The sequence below is a fragment of the Aureliella helgolandensis genome, from assembly GCF_007752135.1.
Classification (GTDB): domain Bacteria; phylum Planctomycetota; class Planctomycetia; order Pirellulales; family Pirellulaceae; genus Aureliella; species Aureliella helgolandensis.
Genome location: NZ_CP036298.1, coordinates 5,986,545 through 6,006,691, shown reverse-complemented (window position 1 = coordinate 6,006,691; position 20,147 = coordinate 5,986,545). Strand labels below are relative to the sequence as shown.

12 protein-coding genes are annotated in these 20,147 nt (G+C 56.3%); 6 read left to right on the top strand and 6 right to left on the bottom strand.

Features of this window, described 5'->3' with window-relative positions:
- Positions 1–425: 425 nt before the first annotated feature.
- Positions 426–3,119 (bottom strand): M16 family metallopeptidase, encoded by a 2,694-nt coding sequence (locus Q31a_RS21130; RefSeq protein WP_145082301.1) that lies wholly within the window; start codon positions 3,117–3,119, stop codon positions 426–428.
- A 330-nt stretch (positions 3,120–3,449) separates the two neighbouring features.
- Here Q31a_RS21130 and Q31a_RS21125 point away from each other — a divergent pair, with 330 nt between their 5' ends.
- From Q31a_RS21125 to Q31a_RS21110, 4 genes are all read left to right on the top strand, one after another.
- The gene (locus Q31a_RS21125; protein ID WP_145082299.1) at positions 3,450–4,343 is read left to right on the top strand and encodes a DUF58 domain-containing protein; all 894 of its coding nucleotides are present in this window, start codon (positions 3,450–3,452) and stop codon (positions 4,341–4,343) included.
- Positions 4,340–6,313: a vWA domain-containing protein gene (locus Q31a_RS21120; RefSeq protein ID WP_145082297.1), complete on the top strand. Its 1,974-nt coding sequence runs from the start codon at positions 4,340–4,342 to the stop codon at positions 6,311–6,313. Before Q31a_RS21125 ends, Q31a_RS21120 begins: the two co-directional genes overlap by 4 nt.
- A gap of 357 nt (positions 6,314–6,670) precedes the next feature.
- Positions 6,671–7,000, top strand: coding sequence for a thioredoxin (trxA, locus tag Q31a_RS21115; protein ID WP_145082295.1), 330 nt, complete (start codon positions 6,671–6,673; stop codon positions 6,998–7,000).
- 245 nt (positions 7,001–7,245) lie between these two features.
- Entirely contained in the window at positions 7,246–8,637 is a 1,392-nt protein-coding gene (locus tag Q31a_RS21110) for a DUF1598 domain-containing protein (RefSeq protein WP_197355455.1), read from the top strand.
- A gap of 544 nt (positions 8,638–9,181) precedes the next feature.
- Here the strand turns inward: Q31a_RS21110 and Q31a_RS21105 are convergent.
- The gene (locus Q31a_RS21105) at positions 9,182–10,312 is read right to left on the bottom strand and encodes a prenyltransferase/squalene oxidase repeat-containing protein (RefSeq protein WP_145082291.1); all 1,131 of its coding nucleotides are present in this window, start codon (positions 10,310–10,312) and stop codon (positions 9,182–9,184) included.
- Positions 10,313–10,364: 52 nt separating this feature from the next.
- Positions 10,365–11,372 carry a DUF1559 domain-containing protein gene (locus Q31a_RS21100; protein WP_145082289.1) on the bottom strand — a complete coding sequence of 336 codons (1,008 nt, stop codon included), beginning with the start codon at positions 11,370–11,372 and terminating at the stop codon, positions 10,365–10,367.
- Positions 11,373–12,014: 642 nt separating this feature from the next.
- On the opposite strand from Q31a_RS21100, the gene Q31a_RS21095 reads away from it, so the two are divergent.
- Positions 12,015–13,394 carry a sensor histidine kinase gene (locus Q31a_RS21095; protein ID WP_231690870.1) on the top strand — a complete coding sequence of 460 codons (1,380 nt, stop codon included), beginning with the start codon at positions 12,015–12,017 and terminating at the stop codon, positions 13,392–13,394.
- Between the two features lie 17 nt (positions 13,395–13,411).
- Entirely contained in the window at positions 13,412–14,854 is a 1,443-nt protein-coding gene (locus Q31a_RS21090) for a sigma-54-dependent transcriptional regulator (RefSeq protein ID WP_145082287.1), read from the top strand.
- A 216-nt stretch (positions 14,855–15,070) separates the two neighbouring features.
- Here Q31a_RS21090 and Q31a_RS21085 read toward each other — a convergent pair whose 3' ends face one another.
- The 3 genes from Q31a_RS21085 to Q31a_RS21075 all read right to left on the bottom strand — a co-directional run bounded on the left by Q31a_RS21085 (position 15,071) and on the right by Q31a_RS21075 (position 19,802).
- A complete protein-coding gene (locus Q31a_RS21085) occupies positions 15,071–16,855 on the bottom strand; it encodes a sulfatase family protein (protein ID WP_197355454.1) in 1,785 nt (594 codons plus the stop codon).
- Positions 16,856–16,871: 16 nt separating this feature from the next.
- A complete protein-coding gene (locus Q31a_RS21080) occupies positions 16,872–17,987 on the bottom strand; it encodes an SGNH/GDSL hydrolase family protein (RefSeq protein ID WP_391575342.1) in 1,116 nt (371 codons plus the stop codon).
- A gap of 186 nt (positions 17,988–18,173) precedes the next feature.
- The gene (locus Q31a_RS21075; RefSeq protein WP_145082281.1) at positions 18,174–19,802 is read right to left on the bottom strand and encodes an arylsulfatase; all 1,629 of its coding nucleotides are present in this window, start codon (positions 19,800–19,802) and stop codon (positions 18,174–18,176) included.
- Positions 19,803–20,147 lie beyond the last annotated feature (345 nt).

Here is a 20,147-nt window from a genome sequence, read left to right as displayed (position 1 = left end):
CCGTCACATGGGCCTCGGCTCACTGGCTGGTTGGAATAGTGGACTGGTTGAAATCGCAACCTGCCGCGTGACGAGCTGTTGAAATAGTAACCCGCCGCGTCAGCAAGGATAGGTGGTCGCCGCTACCGGGTAATTAGGGTGCCAGCTTCATGTTAAAACTCAAAACGCTTTTAAATCAACAGCCCGGTGAGCAAGGAAGGGTGGTTGCCACTCCAGTGCAACTGGGTGTGGTACTTTCGCGGTAAAACCCAAAACCACTCACTGTTTTACAAACCGGTGAGCGTGGAAGGATCTCGTGCGGCTCGTCTCACGTACGGTTTTCAAGGGAGGGCTGACGCCAAATCGCCAGTGCCCTCCTCGGCTGCATAGCGGCCCACCCTCTCGCACGCGGGAGGGTGTTGGGGGCCTGTCGATGTGGAGGGCTATTACTCAGCCGCCACCTTGGCGAAATCGCCAGCGGTGACGATTACCAGGCGCTCGGGATCGATGTACTTGCGGAGTGCCGCGTTGACCGTTTCTACATCCAAGTCGGCAATGTGCTGTTCAAAGTCGCTGTAGTACTGCATGGTACGATTGGCGAAGATGGTGCCAGCTAGCGTGGACGTTAAATTGCGATCTTGGGTGCGATCGAGTTGCTCGCTCTGCAGCAAGCCTTGTTGGGCCGCATCCAATTCGGCAGCGGTGATTCCATCGGCTAAGAGTAGCTCTAGCTCTTCGCTAATCACCTCGACGACTCGATCGCGATTCTCTGGGTTGGTGATGGCGTAGAGTGTTAGGCTCGTCCGCTTGTCCACCGGGTGGGCGTTGAGCCCGGAACCAACGCCGTAGGAAAGCCCCTCTTTTTGTCGCACGCGATCGCCCAAACGGGATGACAGGGCGCCGGCTCCCAGCACGTAATTACCGACCAACAATGCTGGGTAATCGGGATCGTCGTCGCGCATGGGAATTTGCATGCCTGCGTAATAGATGGCATTGGCCTTGTCGGGAGTCATGATCTCCGAGACGCTGCCGGGCACGTCGGTATTGGCGGGAGTTGCGATACGGGCGAAGGATACGTCCGACGTCCAGCCCTGAAAGATGGTTTCACAAGCCGCTAACAATTCTTCGGGATCAAAATCCCCCACTGCCGTGATTTCGCCGTAGCGTCCATCGAGCTGGGTGGCGTGAATTTCCTGCAGCTGCTCCACCGTTACCGATTGGTACCGTTCGATGCGTTCGGCCAAGGTTGGAACATAGCGAATGTTCGAGGGGTCATAGGGGGAAAGCTTGCGTTGGACCTCAATGCCAGCCAGTGTGCCTGGCTCGGTCATTTGCGCTTCAATTCGCGAGATTTGCTGGCGTTTGATGACCTCTAACTCTTCGCGGGCAAACCGCGGGTGCCGGAGGATATCTGCCACGAGTTGAAGCAAGTCACTCATCGACTCGCGTTTCGTTTCTACCGACAGGCTGAGCAGCCCGGTGGTGCCGGACATCCGCATTTCCGCTCGCAGCGCATCGAGTCGGTCTTCAAGTTGTTCGTAGCTTAGGTCTTGGGTTCCACGCATCATCATTTCAGGCAGGAACTCGTTTGCCGCCAGCAGTGGCAGCAAGCTTTGCTCGTTACCGTAGCGCAAGTTGATGGTGAGATTGACGGTACTCCCACGCGTCCGCTTGGGCAGTAAGGCTGTTTTGAGGCCGGTGCTAAGCGTGCCACGTTCGGTGCGAGCTTCGATGGCCAACGGATCGGGATCGAACGCTTCGCCTTGCTGGATATCTTCTCGGCCCACGTAGTCGGCTAGCAACTCGTTCAGATTTGGCTTGGTGGGCATCTCCACCTTCTGCGTCTTTTCACTTGGAATGAACAGCCCCAACGTGCGGTTGTTGCGATTCAAGTATTGGGTGGCCACTGCCGTGCACTCCTCGGGGGTCAAGGATTCCACGTAGTCACGGAAGAGGAAATAGAGTCGCCAATCGCCTTGGGCGGCCCATTCACTCAACTCCACCGCGATACTCATCGAATCGGCAGCGCGCAGCTCGCGTTCTTTGAGGAATTGCGTTTGAGCACGCGAGAGTTCTTCGGCGGTAATCGGTTTGGCAGCCACTTCTTCCACCGACTGGATGAGGGCCTGTCGCGCCGCTTCGATCGACTTGTCGACGGGCAGCTGCGCGTTGAACATGATCAAGCCAGGATCGTGCAGGGCGAGCGGGAAGGTGGAGCTGTTGCTCGCTAGCTCTGGCAGGACTAGATCTTGGTACAGTCGACCACTCGGTTCCGTCCCAAAGATGTAGGCCAGGATTTCGATGGCAGCGTAGTCGCGATGCGAGGCGGGGGGAACGTGGTAGGCCGACATGATGTACTGCGTATTGCCCACGCGTCGCAAAGCCACCGTGCGTTCACCGTCCTGAGGTGGTTCGGTGGTGTAGGTCCGGTCGAGCGGAACATCTGGAGCAGCCAAGCTTCCAAAATTCTGTTCGATGAGTTCCTGGGCTCGTTCCATGTCAAATTTGCCAGCCACGACGACCATGATGTTGTCGGGACGATAAAACTTGCGATAGAAAGCTTGGAGCCGGTCGATGGGCACTCGTTCGATGTCGCTTTGATTGCCGATCGTGCTGCGCCCGTAGTTGTGCCAATCGAACGCCGCGGATTGAACACGTTGCATCAGGATGCGGCGAGGATTGTTTTCTCCACTTTCAAATTCATTCCGCACGACGGTCATCTCGGAGATGAGGTCTTCTCCCTTGACGAAACTGTTCATCAGCCGGTCGGCTTCGAGCCGAATTGCATATTCCAGGTTGCCTTCGGCTTGAGCCGGGGTGGTAGCGGGAAGCGTCTCGTAGTAGTTGGTGCGATCGAGCCAAGTGGTGCCGTTAAAATTCGCGCCTCGATTCTTCAGCTCTTCGGGGATCTTTTCGTTCCCAGGAGTTCCCTTGAACAGCATGTGCTCCAGCAAGTGAGCCATGCCTGCTTCGCCGTAGCCCTCGTGACGGGAGCCGACAAAGACGGTCATGTTGACGGTGACCATCGACTTACTCTCATCGGGAAAGAGCAGGACTTGAGCACCGTTTTCCAAGCGATACGCAGTGATGCCTTCAATGGTCGTCGAATGCTCGAGGGCTGCGTCAGCTGCTTGGCTCATAGAAGCTCCTGCACAAATCAGTGAAATGAGTAAAAATGCGAATGGGATAGGATATGGATTACGAAAGGTCACGATAGCCTCCGATCGATGAACGGTTGAGTTGCGTCGTAGGGGCTAATTGTAGCGCAGTGTGCGTCAGGGTGTCAGAGGGGGCTGCGGGGCATCCCTATTCGCAGGTCCGTTTTCGCGATCGTCCCCTCCATCTTTAGCGGCCTGAAGTTACTCCGAGTGCCTTTCCCCCGAGTGCCCCGAGTCCCTGAGGAATTGTTATAACAACTAGATACCGAAGCAGCCGATGCTGCTCGTGCGCACTGGCGACTGAGAGACACGATGGCAGAAAACACCCTGACACCCGAGTTATTGCCTCCACAGCTGCTGGCTCGGCTGGAACGCATGGAGTTGGTCAGTCGCAAAGTCTTTCGGGGGCGAATGAAGGGGGAGCGTCGAAGTCGGCGCAAGGGGCAGAGTGTTGAATTCGCCGATTACCGCAGTTACGTTCCGGGAGATGATCTGCGTTTCGTGGATTGGAACCTCTACGCGCGGCTTGATAAATTGTTCCTCAAGTTGTTCTTGGAAGAAGAGGATTTGCATGTCTATTTCTTAGTCGACTCGAGTCCTTCGATGAATTTCGGGCAGCCGACCAAGTTCTTTGCCGCCCAGCGGCTGGCGGCCGCCCTGGGATTCGTCGGCATGTGTCGCGGCGATCGAGTTCGATTGGAATTTCTGGGGGCCCAGAACAAGTCGAGTCCGGTCCTCCGAGGCCGGTCGCAATTGCCGCAATTGAAGAGTTTCGTAGAATCGGCCGAGCCGGATGAAATCTATTCGCTGACCGACGCCATCAAGCGATTTTGCCTGCGCAATACTGGGCGCGGGATTGTCGTCCTGCTAACCGATCTGATGGAGAAGAATGGCTACGAGCCAGCCCTCCGGATGTTGGTCGGTCAGCAAATGGATTTGTTTGTGGTGCACATGCTTAGTCCCGAGGAGATGGAGCCAGAATTGCAAGGCGACTTGAAGCTGGTGGATTGTGAAGATCAGGATGAAGCCGAGGTATCTGTCAGTCACGCGCTGCTCAAAAAATACAAGTCGACTCTAGCTGCGTTCGTCGATCAAGCGCGACGCTTTTGTTCGCAGCGCGATGTGATGTACCTACTGGCACGCAGCGATCAGACCGCCGATGTGATGGTGGGGCAGTACCTTCGTGAGCGAGGCTTGGTGCGATGAGCTGGATCAATATGCTCGGCCCCTGGCAGTGGCTGGTGATGGCTGCCGTACCGCCGCTGATTGTAATGCTTTACTTTCTCAAGCTGCGGCGGGCGCCGGTGGAGGTCCCGAGTACTTATCTCTGGAGGCGTACTCTTGAGGATCTGCACGTTAACAGCATCTGGCAACGCCTGCGCAAGAATCTACTGCTGTTGTTGCAATTGTTGGCGCTCCTAGCGTTGATTCTGGCCTGCTTGCGGCCAGGTATGCGAGGGGAGCAGACGCTGGGCAACCGATCGATTTTCATGATCGACAATTCCTGCAGCATGCAGGCAACGGACGTGGAGACATCACGATTGGAGGAAGCCAAGCGGCAAACGCGGGCGATGTTGGATGGACTTGCTCCCGGGGACGTAGCCATGGTGGTCGCGTTTTCGGATCGAGCCGATGTGCGGCAAGGGTTTACCGGTGATAAGAGGAAGCTGAAGGCGGCCGTGGAGGCGATTCAGCCCACCAATCGCACCACCGACTTGAACGAAGCGCTGCGGGCGGCCGCTGGCTTGGCGAATCCTGGGCGTACTAGTCAAATTGAAGACATGGTTGATATCCAAGTCGCCGAGGCGTTGCCCGCCTCCTTGTACATCCTGAGCGATGGTGGGTTCGGTACACCTCAAATGGACCTTGGGAACCTGACTGCCGAATACATCCCCATTGGTAATTCCGCCGTTCGCAATGTTGGAATTCTGGCTTTCACCGTCGAACGCAACACGGAGAACAACGGGCAGGTGGCGGCTTTTTCTAGAGTTTACAACTTCGGTAGCGAGCCCGTTGAGTTTCGAGTGTCCCTGATGCTTAATGGGGAATTGGTGGATGCAAGCGATGTCGCCATCGAGGCGCAGTCGGCTACGGGGGTAGCTTTTGAGCTGGCAGCCATCGACCAGGGGCAGCTCCGACTGGAGCTGGAGGTGGAGGATGATTTCGCCTTCGACAACGTTGCTTTTGCGGGACTCGATCCCCCGCGGCAACTGGAGGTCGTGCTGGTGAGCTCTGGCAATACGGCGCTCGAAGCGGCGCTGGCCACGCCGCAAGCGCAGAGTTTGGCATCGCTGCGAACGGTTGGGCCGGGCGATATGGAATCGGCCGAGTTTCAGCAGTCGGCAGAATCGGGCACCATCGATTTGTTCATCTTTGATCAATGCGCGCCCCAGACACTCCCCGCTTCGAACACGCTGTTCATTGGAACGCTACCCCCTGGGGATGCATGGCGCGCCGATGAGCCGTCGGGGCCGCTATTTGTGATCGATACCAATCGCGCCCATCCCATGCTGCAATATGTAGATCTGGGGACCGTTAAAATTGTGGAAGGACGTGCGCTACAGATGCCCGCCGGGGGAACGGAATTGGTCCGCTCCAATGCTGGGATTTTGATGGCCGTGGCTCCGCGAGATGCCTACCAAGATGCGGTGATTGCCATGCCATTCCTGAAGCGAACGGAAGATCGCGACGTGGCGAACACCGATTGGCCCATCAAGCGGAGTTTTCCGGTGTTTGTGTTCAATGCCCTCGAATACCTCGGGGGGGCGGTATCGACGGCAGGTGCCCGCAGCGTGCAGCCGGGGCACCCCGTCGCCCTGAACTTGGCCAGTCGCTTTAGCCAAGTGGAGATCCTCAATCCGCAAGGGGGGCAAACCTCCGTTGACCGCACCGGGCAAGCCCAGCTGATTTTCACGCAAACGGAGGAGCCTGGGTTCTATGAGGCCCGGGGGGCAGGTAGCGACCGCATGCTGCAGATGTTTACGGTGAACCTATTTAGCGAGCAGGAGAGCAACTTGGCCCCGCGAACGGACGTCATGATTGGCGCTCAGAATGTGATTGCATCGGACGCGGTACGGGAAGTGGTGCGCATCGAGTACTGGCGTTGGCTGTTGGCGGCGGCCCTGGTTGTGCTGTCGGTGGAGTGGGTGGTGTATACCCGTCGGGTGGCTATCTGACCAGGCACGCACGCCAGCTGCGCGGCCTTAGAATTTTCCGAGAACAATTTGTAAGGACAGCTCAGGAATTCCGTCTCCTAGTCAGTGAAGCGAATTATCGAACCGAATTACCAGCCCCGTCAGGACCAAAATTGTTCAGACTGGTGGAACAGAGGGGAGGATGGCTTAAGATGTGCACAGTCAACCGTCGAAACAGTCAACCAACGTATCGATTAATCCTCAAAATGCGGTAGGTGACCAACTGGAGGTGGCTGCTATGTCAGCGGCCGCGACCCAGGGGGATCTTGGCAGTTTCCGTGGAAAAAGAAGCAATACAACGCGACGATCCCGTCCATTAACTTTGAAAGGAGCTCCCTCATGGGACAACACACTCTAGAATTCACAGACGATAACTTCCAGCAAGAAGTGCTAGATTCGAGCACTGGGGTTTTAGTCGATTTTTGGGCACCTTGGTGTGGACCTTGCCGTCAAATTGCTCCGCTCATTGACAAATTGGCAGAGCAATTTTCAGGTTCCGTAAAGATTGGGAAGTTGAATATTGATGACAACCCGACGATTACCGCCAAATATGGCATTCAGAGCATTCCAACTCTATTGCTCATTAAGAACGGTGAAGTCAGCGAAACCTTCCGCGGAATGCCTCCACAGGCTAAGTTGGAAGAAGCGGTAACTTCGCTAACCGCGTAGTTACTCGACGGTTACGATGTTTCGATCTAGACAATGGGTGAGCCCCGGCTCGCCCATCGGCTCTTGGCGAAGGAAGTGTACTGATGCGTGTTCAGCCTGTGGTTGTGCGAATCCATTCAGGATTGCCAATGCTCTTGGTTTTTTTATGCATCGGTTTTCCAGGCTTGGGACCATTGTCTGCCCGGGCGCAGTCAGGCTTAACCGGCGTGCCCTCGATAAATGCTGAGCGCTCAGCGAGCGAACTGGTGCCTAAGACGCCCACTGGAGAGATCGGTGGAGCAGCAGGTGGTGCGGCCCAAGCTGACTTTGACACGCTGATGAATTTAATTCAGCAAACGGTCGATCCCGACTCTTGGCTCTCACAAGGGGGGACCAGCAATATCTTGCCCTATCCATCTGGGGTGTTTATCGATCCCCAGGGAATGCTCCGGCACGTTGAGGTGTCCGGCGATCTATCCACGCAGCTAGCCTCTCCTGCTTCGCAATCCCAGCAACTCTCCTGGCGCACTCCTAGTCGCTTGAGGGTGATCTCCCTCAAGGAATTGGATGCTGAGATTTATTCCTGCGCCCTGGCCGGCCAGCGTCCGACAGCGGAAGTGCTGCAGTTGGCGGGACTATCTCGGATCGAATTTGTGCAAGTCGATCTCGAGCACGAAGATGTGTTGTTGGCGGGCCCCGCAGGGGATGCCAGCCTAGGTTTCCATTTAGAGGATGTCGCAGTCGTCGCTTCGCTGGCTGGACCCAATCGGCCACCCCTGGGATGCACTATTGAACCGACCGACGATGGTTTGAGAGCCGCTCAGAAGTGGCTAGAACAGCCCGGAGTGCTGCGGCAATTGGCGCGACAGCCGCAAAGCATGACCGAACAATTGCAGGACCAAATTGGTGCGCATCATGTCCGTGTCTTTGGGATGAATGGTCGCACCGCCACGGCAGTCGCCTTGGTCGCTGCCGACGAGCATATGAAGCAAGTGGGCTTCGGTACCGCCAAGGTACACCCGAATGTTAGAAGCTATTTTGATTTTATGGACCATGACAACAGTGCCGCCGCGCAGAGTCTGGTGCGCTGGTGGTTTACCTACGCCTCCCAGAGAATTCACGCGAATCCGCAGCGAGACCTGTTTCGATTACCCGACGAGAATGTGGTCGTAATGAGCGAGCAACAATGGGTCGGTCAGGCTGGCCGCGCCCCCACCGGGAAACGGGATCCCGCCGCCGACAGTTTTGCCGCCGAATTCTCCAGTGCGCTGCCAACCTTGCGAGCATCCCATCGCGATTACGCGCGACTTTGCGCCGTGTTCGAAGCGGCACTCGCGACGCAATTGGTTGTGGAAGCTACCGGACAGCCCTCTCTAGACGCCTGGTTCCCGAATCTATGTGGGCTGGGAACCGCTCAGTCGGATCTGGCCGTGGAACCCAAATCGGTAGCCGGGCTGACCACTTGGCACAAGCTGAAGAACGGAACGGTGGTGGCGGTGGTTAGTGGCGGAGTTACCATGGATCCTCGTACCATGGCAAGTCGCGATCAGTGGCAAACGTCAGATTTTCTTACGCGTTCGGTAGTGCCCACTAGTCCCGACTCGACCGCAGAGCCCCATTCAACCGCAGTGCCCGTGCGCAGGTGGTGGTGGGACTGAGGGGGGCCCGAACGCTTCATCCACGGAATCTGCTTGCTCATCGTGGTTGGTAGCATGGTCCCCCGGACAGTGTTTACCACTCATCCCCCCAAATATTGAAACTTGCCGGCCACTATTCCCGGCCCCAATAGGTCTCCCGTCTCTCAATCCGTCATGGCTCGTTGATCTAAAAGCGTTGTTGTTGAAACGCGGAGGAAGCTCGCGAAAGCACCCTGTAACGCAAACGATCAATCCTTGCGCACGTGGCTGTTGAAATATTAACCCGCCGCGTCAGCAAGGACAGGTGGTCTCCACTACAGGGCGGTTAGGGGTGCTACCTGCACGTTAAAACTCAAGACGCTATTAAATCAACAGCCCGGAGAGCAAGGAAAGATAAACTCCGCTACAAGGCAATTAAGGATGCTACCTCCGCATTGAAATTCAAATTGCGATTAAATCAACAGCCCGGCACGTGGCGGGTTACGATTCCGACCAACCACGGCCCGGGGGGCCATGCTACCGAGTACCGTCCGGGGGGGCATGCTACCGTGGTAACTATCCTGCCCTATTCGGGGGCGCAGAAGGCTAGTGCAAGAAGTGCATAGCCAGTTACCAAATTGGGATCTCCCTCCATCCAACGCGCGGTGTCGTTTACCCAACTACCATCCGGGCGTTGGATTTCCGCCAGTTTGGCGCGCATCTCGGATTTCCATTGATGGGAGGCTCCACTGGCGTCGACGAACTGCGGCTCGTCCAAGGCATCGAGTGCTTTGGCCATCGTGTGGTAGTAATAGAACAAGCCTTGTTGTCCGACACCCGGATTGGATTCCAAGTCGTAGTGCTTGCGAAGGAAATCTGTGGCTGCTTGAACGCGTTTGTCCTCCTTGCCAACCCCAGCGTAAATCATGCTTTTCAACCCGGCATAGGTCATGGAGCCATAGCTCCGAAGTCCACCATTGGGCTCCTCACCAGCTTTGCTTTCACCTCCAGCAGCGACGGTGTAGTAGAACCCGCCGTCATTCACCTTGGCTGCAAATTCTGTGTTATTCGCCGGAGACTCCAGATTCTGACACCGCGATACAAACTCGAGTGCTTTTTGGATCGCTTCGTCCTCTGGGCCATTGCCCAGCGATTGGAGTGCGTCAACTAAGAAGGTGGTATTGGAGAGGTCTGGTCGGGAGTGTGAACCGTACCCTGCTCCACCATAGAATGGGTCGCTGGGCTGTTTGCCTTCGCCTTCATCCCATTGAATCCCCTTAACGAATGCCTCCGCCTTGTCCAGCAACGCTTCGTAGCGTTGGTTCTGGTTTGCTTTGGAGAGGGCTAGGATAGCGATGCACGTGTCGTAGTTGCGGTGTTTAGAATCCAGAGTGTAGATTCCGCCATCGGTTTGAGCGTGTTCTTCCAGGTATTTCAGCCCTTTGGCGACCATTGGGTCTTGCGGCATGATTCCAACCGATAGAAGCCCGCTAATGACCAAACCGGTGGGACCAATTCCGGTTGTTCCGGAGAAGGAACCGTCGTCGGCTTGCCCATGCTGCCGCAGGTAATCGACACTCCGCTGCACCATAGCTGCGTATTGTTTGGCGTCATTTTCGGCGGCAGCGGATTGTCCCAGTGCGGTTTGGGGACAGACCCCAAGGCTGTAGCCCAAGAATGCACTTGCAAGAAGAGCCAATGTAGCGAGCGATTTCATGGATGGAAAACCTTCAAAACTTCCGAACGGATGTTGTGGATACAAGTACGAACTAATCGAGGGAAGCGACTTCGCCACCGGCGCGCGTTCCAAGAGCGCGCCAAACACGAAGGTCGATCGACTCGGAAACGGTTTGGACAGAACCGTCTACCAAGGCTGCGTTGACGATTCCCGTGTGAAAACTCCTGGCGGTCACAATGGCGAACGAAGGGCTACCGGCGGAGCCGTTCTTTCCCTCCTGCCAGGAATTAAAATCTGTCTGAGGATATAGTACGCCATCCTTGGTGAAATGGACATTACTATTGGGTGGCATAACGACGGTGAAACCTGTGTGGTGCACGCGCCCATCAGTCCATTCGGTGTGTCCCGTGTTTTTGAATTCTGCGCCGCTAGCCACCGTGAGTTCTGCTTCCGCCTGGGTGGCTGGAAGCGTTGTCGAAGCGGGGCCACCGTTGCGTTGGTACGGAGTCCAAGCTTTGACCTCGCTCGCCAACAGCGTGTGGCTGGTGCCATCGGTGCATCCTCCGAACTTTATGAAAGAGTTGGGATAAAACATGCCGTCACCACCCTGCCGTGTGCTGGGAGAGTACACGAACCAGCGACCAAAGTTGAAGCCGTAACTCGTCGGGTAGAGTTTGGGGCGGCCCGCACCAGGATCGCGGACTTCATTCCCTTTGGCATCGCTTGGGCACGAATAGCTAGGGATTTTCAACTGATCGATCGCCATTTGAAAATCCCAGGCAATCGACAAATCGACTTGATTGTAGAGATTGCCTTGCTCGAGATAGGGCAGGATGCGACCGTGAACGCCCCAAGAACCATTGTTTTCAGTGCTGGTAACATTCAGATTCAGAGTCGCAGAGGGAGGGAATCGCTTGTGGACACTCTCATAATTGTGGCAAGCTAAGCTCAGTTGTTTTAGGTTGTTGGAGCACTGCATCCGTCGCGCCGCTTCCCGCGCCGCTTGGACTGCTGGCAGTAGCAGGCCCACTAAGATGCCAATGATGGCAATTACCACTAATAGTTCAACTAGTGTAAATCCGTTGTTGCGTCGTTTCATGGAGCCAAGTGGGGAGAGGTGAATTGGTATCAGTCATTTGCACGGGAGGCTTGCAGCTTGCTTTGCAGCGAGCTTAGCCTCTAAGGCGATCTTGATACCATTCTATGGCAATTCGCGTGCCATTGGGGAAATTTATAGGGCTCAGGGATAAACGGTGAGTTTGCCAGAAATGACGCGTGGGACGATGGAAAAGCCGTCGTTTGCGACGTATTTTTCGCCGGGGAGCTGGAAGGAAGATCGATCTAGACCGAGCCAACTTTTAAAGGTGTCCTGTGCACCGTCTATGTCGGTTAGTGCTTAGTGGAGAGCGGGATTGTGCTATTAGGGCTGGTCGGGCGTGCTGTTGGTCTGGGGAGCGCGTCGCTCGAGAATGGCACGTTGCTTGGGCGCGGGGCATCGGGCTGATTCGTTCACGGGCCGGGCCGTGCTACGGGGGATTGGGTGGGGAAGTTGCTTGGGCGGCTGCGGGGCTGCTTTGTTCACGGGCCGGGGGCCCATGCTACGGGGGGGGGAGGGTGTCGGGTTTGGAGTTGCACTATCCAAGACACTTGGGCGTTGGAACAATTACAGGGCCTGAGTTGCTGAACTGCTAGGCAGTTCATGGGAATTAATCGACTTTACTCCTGCTAGGCCCTGCATCCTGTGGATCGTTCTGGACTTCACTCGCTTCGCGTCCGACTGTTAGTCCCCTTGTTGGCGGTTTCTGTGGTGGCGGCGCTGGTGGTGGCGATGGCTTCCTATTCCCTCGGGTCGCACTGGGCAACCCAGGAATTCGAAAAGCGTTTCTTGGGAATGCGGCAATCGTTGTCGCGAGCTTCCTTTCCATTGAATGATTCGGTGGTCGGCTCGTTGGCCGAATTGACCCAAGCCGACCTAGTGACGCTCGGAACGGATGGACAGGTTCTGGCGAGTACCCTGCAGAATACGCAGTCGCGACGGCTAGCGGACCTGGCTCTCCAAGCCGGTCCATCCCAGCTGGGAGTCCTGTTTCCAATCGGCGATCAACACTTTTTGGCATTTGCCTTTGAACGGACTGCGGCAGAGAGGAATACCGATCGAGTCGAAACAGTCCTCATTCTGTTCGACGAACGCGATTTACGCGCCGCGCGTTGGCGGGCTGCCGTCTTGCCCTTGGCAACCGGTCTCTCGACAATTGTGCTCATCGGAACGGTGGCGCTGGCTCTAACCGGTCGCTTAGTCCGTCGTCTGTCAGTTCTCCAGCGACAAGTGGGGTTGGTGGCAGCGGGGGATTTTAAGTCCACAATCTCCGACGATGGAAGTGACGAGGTCAGTCGGTTGGGGCAAGCTGTCGATTCCATGGCACGCCAATTGGATCAATTGTGGCAAGCAGTCCATCGACAGCAGAGTGAAAAACTACTGCATCAAATCTCGGGCGGTATGGCTCACCAGCTGCGCAATAGTCTCACCGGGGCCAGGATGGCTATCGAGCTGCATGCGAAGCATTGTCAGGCGGGGGACGACGAGGGCTTGCGGGTTGCACTGAGCGAACTTGAGCAACTCGAGGACTATGTGCGTCGCCTCTTGCTAGTCGGTTCTGGTCAACAGGTGCAGGGGCGAGCTGAGGAGGTGTTGAGTTGTTTGCATGACGTGCAACTACGCCTTAACCCGGTGGCGCGTCACTTAAAGGTGGGAATCCACTGGCAACTTGAGGAATCGCTCAAAGGGTATCAGGTAAAGGACGGCGGTACTTTGTCGGCGGCCGCTACCAACTTAATCATTAATGCCACTCAAGCTGGAACGCAGGTGACGGTCACGGCACAATTGACGGGCAAGCACGAGCTTCAATTGACGGTTGCGGATGATGGTCCTGGGCCGTCCGCCAAGTTGGCGGGGGAGATCTTCGAGCCCTTTGTAACTTCCAAACCGGAAGGGCTTGGACTAGGCTTGCCGTTGGTAAGACGCGCGGCAGACTTCCTAAATGGTGAGGTCCGCTTTCACCGGGAGGGGCAGCAGACACTCTTTGTATTTACAGCTCGCCTCCAACGCCAGGGCACCCCTTGAGATCGGAAATGGAATCGATGACTACTAGCAGGTTGAACGATGCAGAGATATCTAAGCCATCGCTCGTACTGGTCGTAGACGATGAGCCGTCGATCTGCTGGGGCTTCGAACGCATGCTCGGTGAGGAGGGACATCGCGTGATTACCGCCTCAACCGCTGAGGAGGGGTTGCGACTGGCGGCGACAGAGCGGCCGGCACTCGTCCTGCTGGACGTGCGATTGCCGGGCATGGATGGGATTACTGCATTGCCACAGTTCTTGGAGGTTACCCATTCGGCTCCCGTAGTCGTCATGACGGCCTTTGGAGATTTGGACACTGCAGTTGCGGCCGTGCAACGCGGAGCGAGCGACTATTTGACTAAGCCGTTTCGTTTAGACGATGCGCTAAAACTTTGCCGCCAAGCCATCCGTGCGACCGCTGAAAATGAGCGTCCGTCTCCAGCTCCCGTCATTCGCATCCATCGTGGAGAAACGCTGATTGGGCAGTCTGCGGCCATGCAACAAGCGTTCCGGCAGATTGCATTGGTGGCCAACAGTGATTTGTCGGTGCTGATTACCGGAGAAACGGGGACGGGAAAGGAGTTGGTTGCCGCCGCGATTCATCGCCATAGCCACCGCTCCAATATGCCATATCTTCCCATTGCACCTGTGTCGCTCAGTCCCGATTTGATCGAAAGTGAGTTGTTCGGCCACGTGCGAGGAGCGTTTACCGGCGCCGCGGAAAATCGTCCCGGTTTGTTCGAACAGGCTGACGGCGGTACGGTTCTGCTGGATGAGATTGGAGATTTACCTCTCTCGATTCAGGTCAAGCTGCTCCGTATCTTGGAGAGCGGCCAGTACTCGCGGGTTGGAGAAGTTCAGTTTAGGCAATGCAATGTGCGCGTGCTGGCGGCGACCAATGCCGATCTGCGACAGGCGGTTCAACGCGGTGAGTTTCGCGAAGACCTCTACTACCGGCTGAACGGCGTCCACGTGCACTTGCCGCCCCTGCGAGAACGCCTGGAAGATATTGCATTGATCGCCGAGTACGTCTTGCAAACACTTCAGTACCCGAACGCAGAAACAGCCCTGGATCAAGAATTGTTGCACGAGTTGCAGTCACGGCCTTGGTTCGGTAACGTTCGCGAGCTACGGAACGCAGTCGAACACGCCGCAGTAGTTGCGCGAGGGCGATCTCTCTCCATTACGGACTTCCCATCCGCTCAAGCTGGAAGATTAGATTCCACTGCGGCCCAAGGCAACGAATTAGACCGTGTCATTGCGGACTGGTCGCGCGGTGCATTAGCCAAGCAGGCAATCGAAGGAGGAAGTCTCCACGAGGAGTTAATGAAGGCGATCGAGCCCACGCTGCTGCGGATCGTATTGCAGGAAACGGGCGGGAATCGTGCCAAAGCGGCGGAAATCTTGGGGATCCATCGAGGAACCTTGCGCGATCGCTTGCGCGGATACGGAATGGAATAGAGGCATCGTCGCCCCTCCCTCTTTCCGAAGTGCTGGGGCGAGTGGGAGCATATCCCGGTGCGCGGGATGGGATGGCAGGCCTTGGACTTGGGGATGTTGTGCGAGGGCACGGACCGGGGGGCGTGCTATGTGGGGCACGAATCGGGGGCCATGCTACGTGGGGGAGATGTATTTGTTCACGGACCGGGGGTCCATGCTACGTGGGGTGCTCGCTTGCTATTCCGCGGGAGGGACGATGACGCCTCGTTGCGGATCGCCAGGAGCGTATGGAGGGGCATCGAAGGCGGTACCACCTCCTATCACACGCGGGTCGTTCCCAGCCTGCAATTCGCTCATCAACTGGGTGTGCAATTGCTGCCGCAACTCTTGGAATTCGCCGGCATGGGCCAAATTGTTGACTTGATCTGGGTCCTGCAGCACATCATACAACTCAAACTTCGGGCGTTTCGCAAACCCCAACTCCCATTCCTTGGCGATCGATTGGCTGCCCTCGAATTCGGTGAAGAAATCTCGAGTTGGTCCATAGTCGATATCCATTCGCCGCGAGGCAGAGCCACCGCGACTCTTCATGTCTTCCGCAAGTGGGGCGGACAGAGGTGGTTCCGCCACGGGCCAACGATCGGGCGCAAAATTGATGATGTACAAGTACTGGCTGGTGCGAATGGCGCGCATGGGATAGGGGAGCCCGCCAGGGCGTGCTTGGTCGACGTGGTTTTCACGTCCGACGATGGCGTATTGCCTCAGGCCGCTAGCTGGTGTGTCGGTACTCGGCAGCATGGCGGTTATCAAACTTTGCCCATCCATGTCTGCAGTGGGCTCTAATCCCGCGGCTTCCAGAAAAGTGGGGCCCAGGTCAATCAAGCTGACTGGCGCGGCGATGCGTCGTCCGGCAGCTAAGTGTTTGGGCCAGTGTATGGCTAGAGGAACTTGGACTCCGAAGTCGTAGAGGTTGCATTTGCCACGCGGGAAGCCGGGGGCACCATGATCACCACTGACGACCAGAATGGTATTCTCCCATTCGCCGCAGGCAATCAGCTCCTCTCGCAATACACCGACAGCCGCATCAAAGGCTTGAGCTTCCCCCAGATAATCTGCGAAATCTTCCCGTACCGTTGCATTGTCGGGCAGGAAGCTTGGAAGTTTTCCCAGCAGGTCGTCCGGATCAATATTCCAGAGCTTCTTACCGGACCCTTGAATCCATGCACGGTGCGTGTTGGTGGGATTGAACCAGTAGTAGAACGGTTGGTCGGGCTGCCGATCGGCTAGGAAATCCCCGAAGTTGAGTCGCACTTCGTCGAGCAGCTTTGCCTTCTCCGCTTCCGGATCGTCCGCTTTCATGGCGTTCTGTGAAAACGAGTTGAATCGGCTGCCATGGGCTTTGTAATTGCGTTGGCTACCGCCCATGCGGTCCTCGCTAATATGCATCTTGTAGGACCATCCAATGTGATAACCCGCATCCTGCAGGATCAGGGGAAAGCCGCGCACTTGATCCCAAGGATCGGGAAAACCCTTAACCCAAGGATGGTGCAGCTGTGAATGGCTGCCATTGCGGAAGAAATGGCGACAAGACACGATGGCAGCTCGGGAGGGAGTGCAGGAGGGTACGCTGACCAAGGCGTTTTGAAACAACACTCCTGCCATTGCAATCTGGTCGAAATTGGGAGTATGGATTACGTCGTTGGGCGAGGGCCGCGATGGATCTGAATAGATACTCGCATAGCGTCCCAAGTCATCGGCAAACGCAAAGACAATATTGGGGCGTCCGGCGGAGGTCGTTTCCACTTGGGCGTGAAGAGAGGCTTGGATCAATCCGCAAGACAGCGCGACGATCCATACTGCAGCGGAGTGTAAAGCAGGCTTGAGTATCGTGTTGATGGCTTGGCTCTCAATCAATGCAGAGGTGACAAAGTAAATTAAGGTGGGAAGCCGGCAAGCAGGCCGCAGGCAACGGATTCCAGCCTGAATGCGCGGTCGCTCAGGCTGGAATTGCGATGTATTCATGTAGTTGGGTGGATGTCTACAACCCGAGTGCCTCGCGTAGCGTTGGCTCAAACACGTCGGCTTGACGCATGAATCCAAGATCGCTGGCGTGGGAGCCGTCGGTGGCACCTTCGGTGTCATCCCCGTACAGATGGTCCCCTTCGATATAGAACAGTTTTTCCACTCCATCAGCTTGAAGACTTGCATAGGCTGCTTTGAGTGCAGCGTGGTTCTCGGTGTGGTGTTTTTGGCGAGCCGGAAGTATCCAGTCATTGGTATTGCGACGATCTTCGACCAGTACAATTGGCGTATTGGGCTTGGCGGCCCGGAGCTGCTTTACTAGCGGTACGCACTTGGCCGCAACATCATTGGGGCCCATGTTCGGTAAGCAATCGATGACATACACCGACGCGTCGATCTGCAGAAGGTAGTCGCCCACTGCCTTGTCCATTCGGCCGTTGCCGGAGAAACCAAGATTTACGATGGGGCTGTCAAAGCGTCTGCCAAGGATCCCGGTATGCACCATGCCCGGACGGCTTGCGCAGGCTCCGTGCGTAATACTAGTACCGTAGAAAACAATGGGGTTGGGGCGCGGCGCGTGTCCCGCAAACTTGCTATCCTGTGGGACGCCAATCTGCAGGAATTCCACGCCGTTGTAGAGTGGCAAATACGCTGCGTATTCGCGCTCCCCAGGTGCCATTCCCTTGATGAGCTCTGCCTTCACTTCTTGGGAACCGGGTCTGGCCACTTGCACCCATTTCCACTGACCGTCCGTATCGCGCGCATACAAATCGACTCCGCTGACCCCCGTGGCGGGCATGTGGGGCATGGCGAGGTTGGCCTTGCGTAGTTTGTAATGGACATGGATTGCTGTCGCATCAGTCGTGAAGCGAACCATCATGCCAGCACTATCGCGGCTAAGGTTCCAAACGTTCTTGGTTACGGACGCCTCGGCAGATTGTGGCAAGCGGTCGAACCATCGCGCCCGAGCTTGGTCGGGAAGAATGCGTCCCTCCACTCCCCAAGCTTCGACGTCGTGCCAATCCAGGCCGTCTGCGGCGGCGCGATTGATTGCCAATTCGGGATCGAGCGTGGCCACTGCGGGCTCTTGAGCCTGAGCGCAAACAGAACTAAACAGGGCCGCCGACACGATGCTCACGGTCCGCAGGCAGCTGTTTGCAGCCGAGAATGCTCGAGGAAACGAGGTCCACGTAGGCAAGATTCGTGGAATTATGGCAAATGGGTGGGGTAACATGGTAGGCCTGTGGAACGAGTGAAGTTGGAGGGACGAGTGCTATCGGAGCAGCCCGCAAAAAAAATGGAGGAACCCGAGTAACTGCTACTCAGCTTTCTTACTCTCTTGTTGATGTTTGAGGAAATTGTACATGTTGAACCTTTCGGGGAAGGAAACTTGGTTCTTCGTCGCCCAAGCTTCCCACATGTCAATCATTTTCTGACGCTTCTTATTGTTGGATGCAGCGAGGTTGTTCATTTCGGTGCGATCTGTCGAGAGGTCGTACAGTTCCCAGGGCTTCTTGTATTCTCGCACCAATTTCCATTTTCCCCAACGCACGGCCGCATTGCCCTCATGCTCCCAGAAGATTGGGGCATCGTGAATCGGCTGGTCAATTCCCTGCAGCAGTGGGAGAAATGATTGTCCTTCGCATGCTGGAATATCGGTAGGGTATTCAGCCCCCGAGAGTTCAATACAGGTCGCCATGAAGTCCGGCAAATACGTGTATTGCCGCACGAATTTCCCGCGTTGCTGTGGACCGACGGTGGCCGGCCAGTGGGCAATCAGGGGGGTGCAGGCTCCTCCCTCGTGGAGAAAGTGTTTGTAAAGGCGGAAGGGGGTATTGCAGGCGTTCGCCCAGGCTAGCCCTAGCCGTACACCGTCAGTGCCCGGTGGTGGATTGCGAACCATCTGCTCGTTTCCACTACCCAGTTTTCCACCCTCTTGGCACGCACCATTATCTGACAGAAAGAGGATCAGCGTGTTATCCAACTCCCCAAGTTCGCTCAAATGCCGCGTCAGCTTGCCAATATTTTGGTCGATGGAATCGATGCAACCTGCGTAGGCGGCCATGATAGAGTCTAAGTCTTCACGTTGTTGCGCGCCTAGAGAATCCCAGGCGGGGCCCACATGCGGAGCGGGAGTGGGAGGGGATTGCCAGAGTCCAAGTTCATTTTGTTTGGCCAGCCGATCCTTCATCACGGCTTCCCAACCCGCAGAATATTTTCCCTTGTACTTTTCGAACTCTGGGATCTTCGAGTTCAGAGGCCAGTGAGGTGCGTTGTAGGCTAGGTACAAGAAAAACGGCTGGTCGTCCTGCTCTGTCGCCTGACGGATGTAGTCGCAGGCCACATCAGTAAAGTCGTCGGTGGCATAAAAGTCAGCGTCGGAGGTCGTGGGGGCATTGCCGTCGGTCAAACCGCGATTTCCCGTGGGTTCGAAGTAGTTGAAGGCTCCCGATAGCCCGCCAAAATACCGATCAAACCCACGTTGCAGCGGCCATGTTGACTTGCTTTCAACTCCCAAATGCCATTTGCCCGTCATCATGGTGTGATATCCCGCCGACCCTAGCACTTGGGCGAGCGTAGCACAGTTGTCGTTGAGGAAGCCTTGATAGGGGCCTTCGATTCCAAGTGGTTGTTCCGGCGGAGCGGTCATGTGTCCAATGCCCACTTGGTGTGGGTGCAAGCCGGTGACAAGGCTAGCCCGTGTCGGGCAGCAACGCCCCGAATTGTAGCACTGCGTGAAACGCAGTCCTTCGGCCGCGAGGCGGTCGAGATGGGGCGTTTCAATCTCACCGCCGAAGCAGCCTAGATCTGAAAATCCCATGTCATCCACCAGCACAATTACAATATTGGGCCGCAGTGGCTCCGCTCCGCGGAGAGGGACCGCGAGGGCCAAAAGGCTCCAAACTGTGCAAAGGCCGAGAATTGCCGGGGAGAGGAGGTTACGCATGGTTGGACTTCAGCTGATGGACTTCGGGACGGGATGAGTGGAAGGGCTGGGGAATAATCGTTTCAACTAGATTGCAGTGTCAGGGTGCAGTGATGTGTACATGTCTGCCTGTAAGGCCAAGCCCTGACAGCTTGCGTGGTGAGCTACTTAGGAATTGATTCAAACCCCAACTCCCAGCGTTAGTGGCCCTAGAGGCATTGGGAAAACCCCTTTAACGAACGTGCAAGCTGACCAGGAAGAAAATCACTGGCCTGCCCAATGTTACACCGACCGGAAAAATTAAAATTCGGATGATGCACCCAGGGCCCTCTTCGAGTCCTATCTGGTTTCCTGCACTCAGCAACA

Coding starts and splice junctions, on each gene's coding strand:
- Q31a_RS21105 (WP_145082291.1), bottom strand. CDS start 10,312: ATGAAATCGCTCGCTACATTGGCTCTTCTTGCAAGTGCATTCTTGGGC.
- Q31a_RS21090 (WP_145082287.1), top strand. CDS start 13,412: ATGACTACTAGCAGGTTGAACGATGCAGAGATATCTAAGCCATCGCTC.
- Q31a_RS21125 (WP_145082299.1), top strand. CDS start 3,450: ATGGCAGAAAACACCCTGACACCCGAGTTATTGCCTCCACAGCTGCTG.
- Q31a_RS21075 (WP_145082281.1), bottom strand. CDS start 19,802: ATGCGTAACCTCCTCTCCCCGGCAATTCTCGGCCTTTGCACAGTTTGG.
- Q31a_RS21130 (WP_145082301.1), bottom strand. CDS start 3,119: ATGAGCCAAGCAGCTGACGCAGCCCTCGAGCATTCGACGACCATTGAA.
- Q31a_RS21120 (WP_145082297.1), top strand. CDS start 4,340: ATGAGCTGGATCAATATGCTCGGCCCCTGGCAGTGGCTGGTGATGGCT.
- trxA (WP_145082295.1), top strand. CDS start 6,671: ATGGGACAACACACTCTAGAATTCACAGACGATAACTTCCAGCAAGAA.
- Q31a_RS21085 (WP_197355454.1), bottom strand. CDS start 16,855: ATGAATACATCGCAATTCCAGCCTGAGCGACCGCGCATTCAGGCTGGA.
- Q31a_RS21100 (WP_145082289.1), bottom strand. CDS start 11,372: ATGAAACGACGCAACAACGGATTTACACTAGTTGAACTATTAGTGGTA.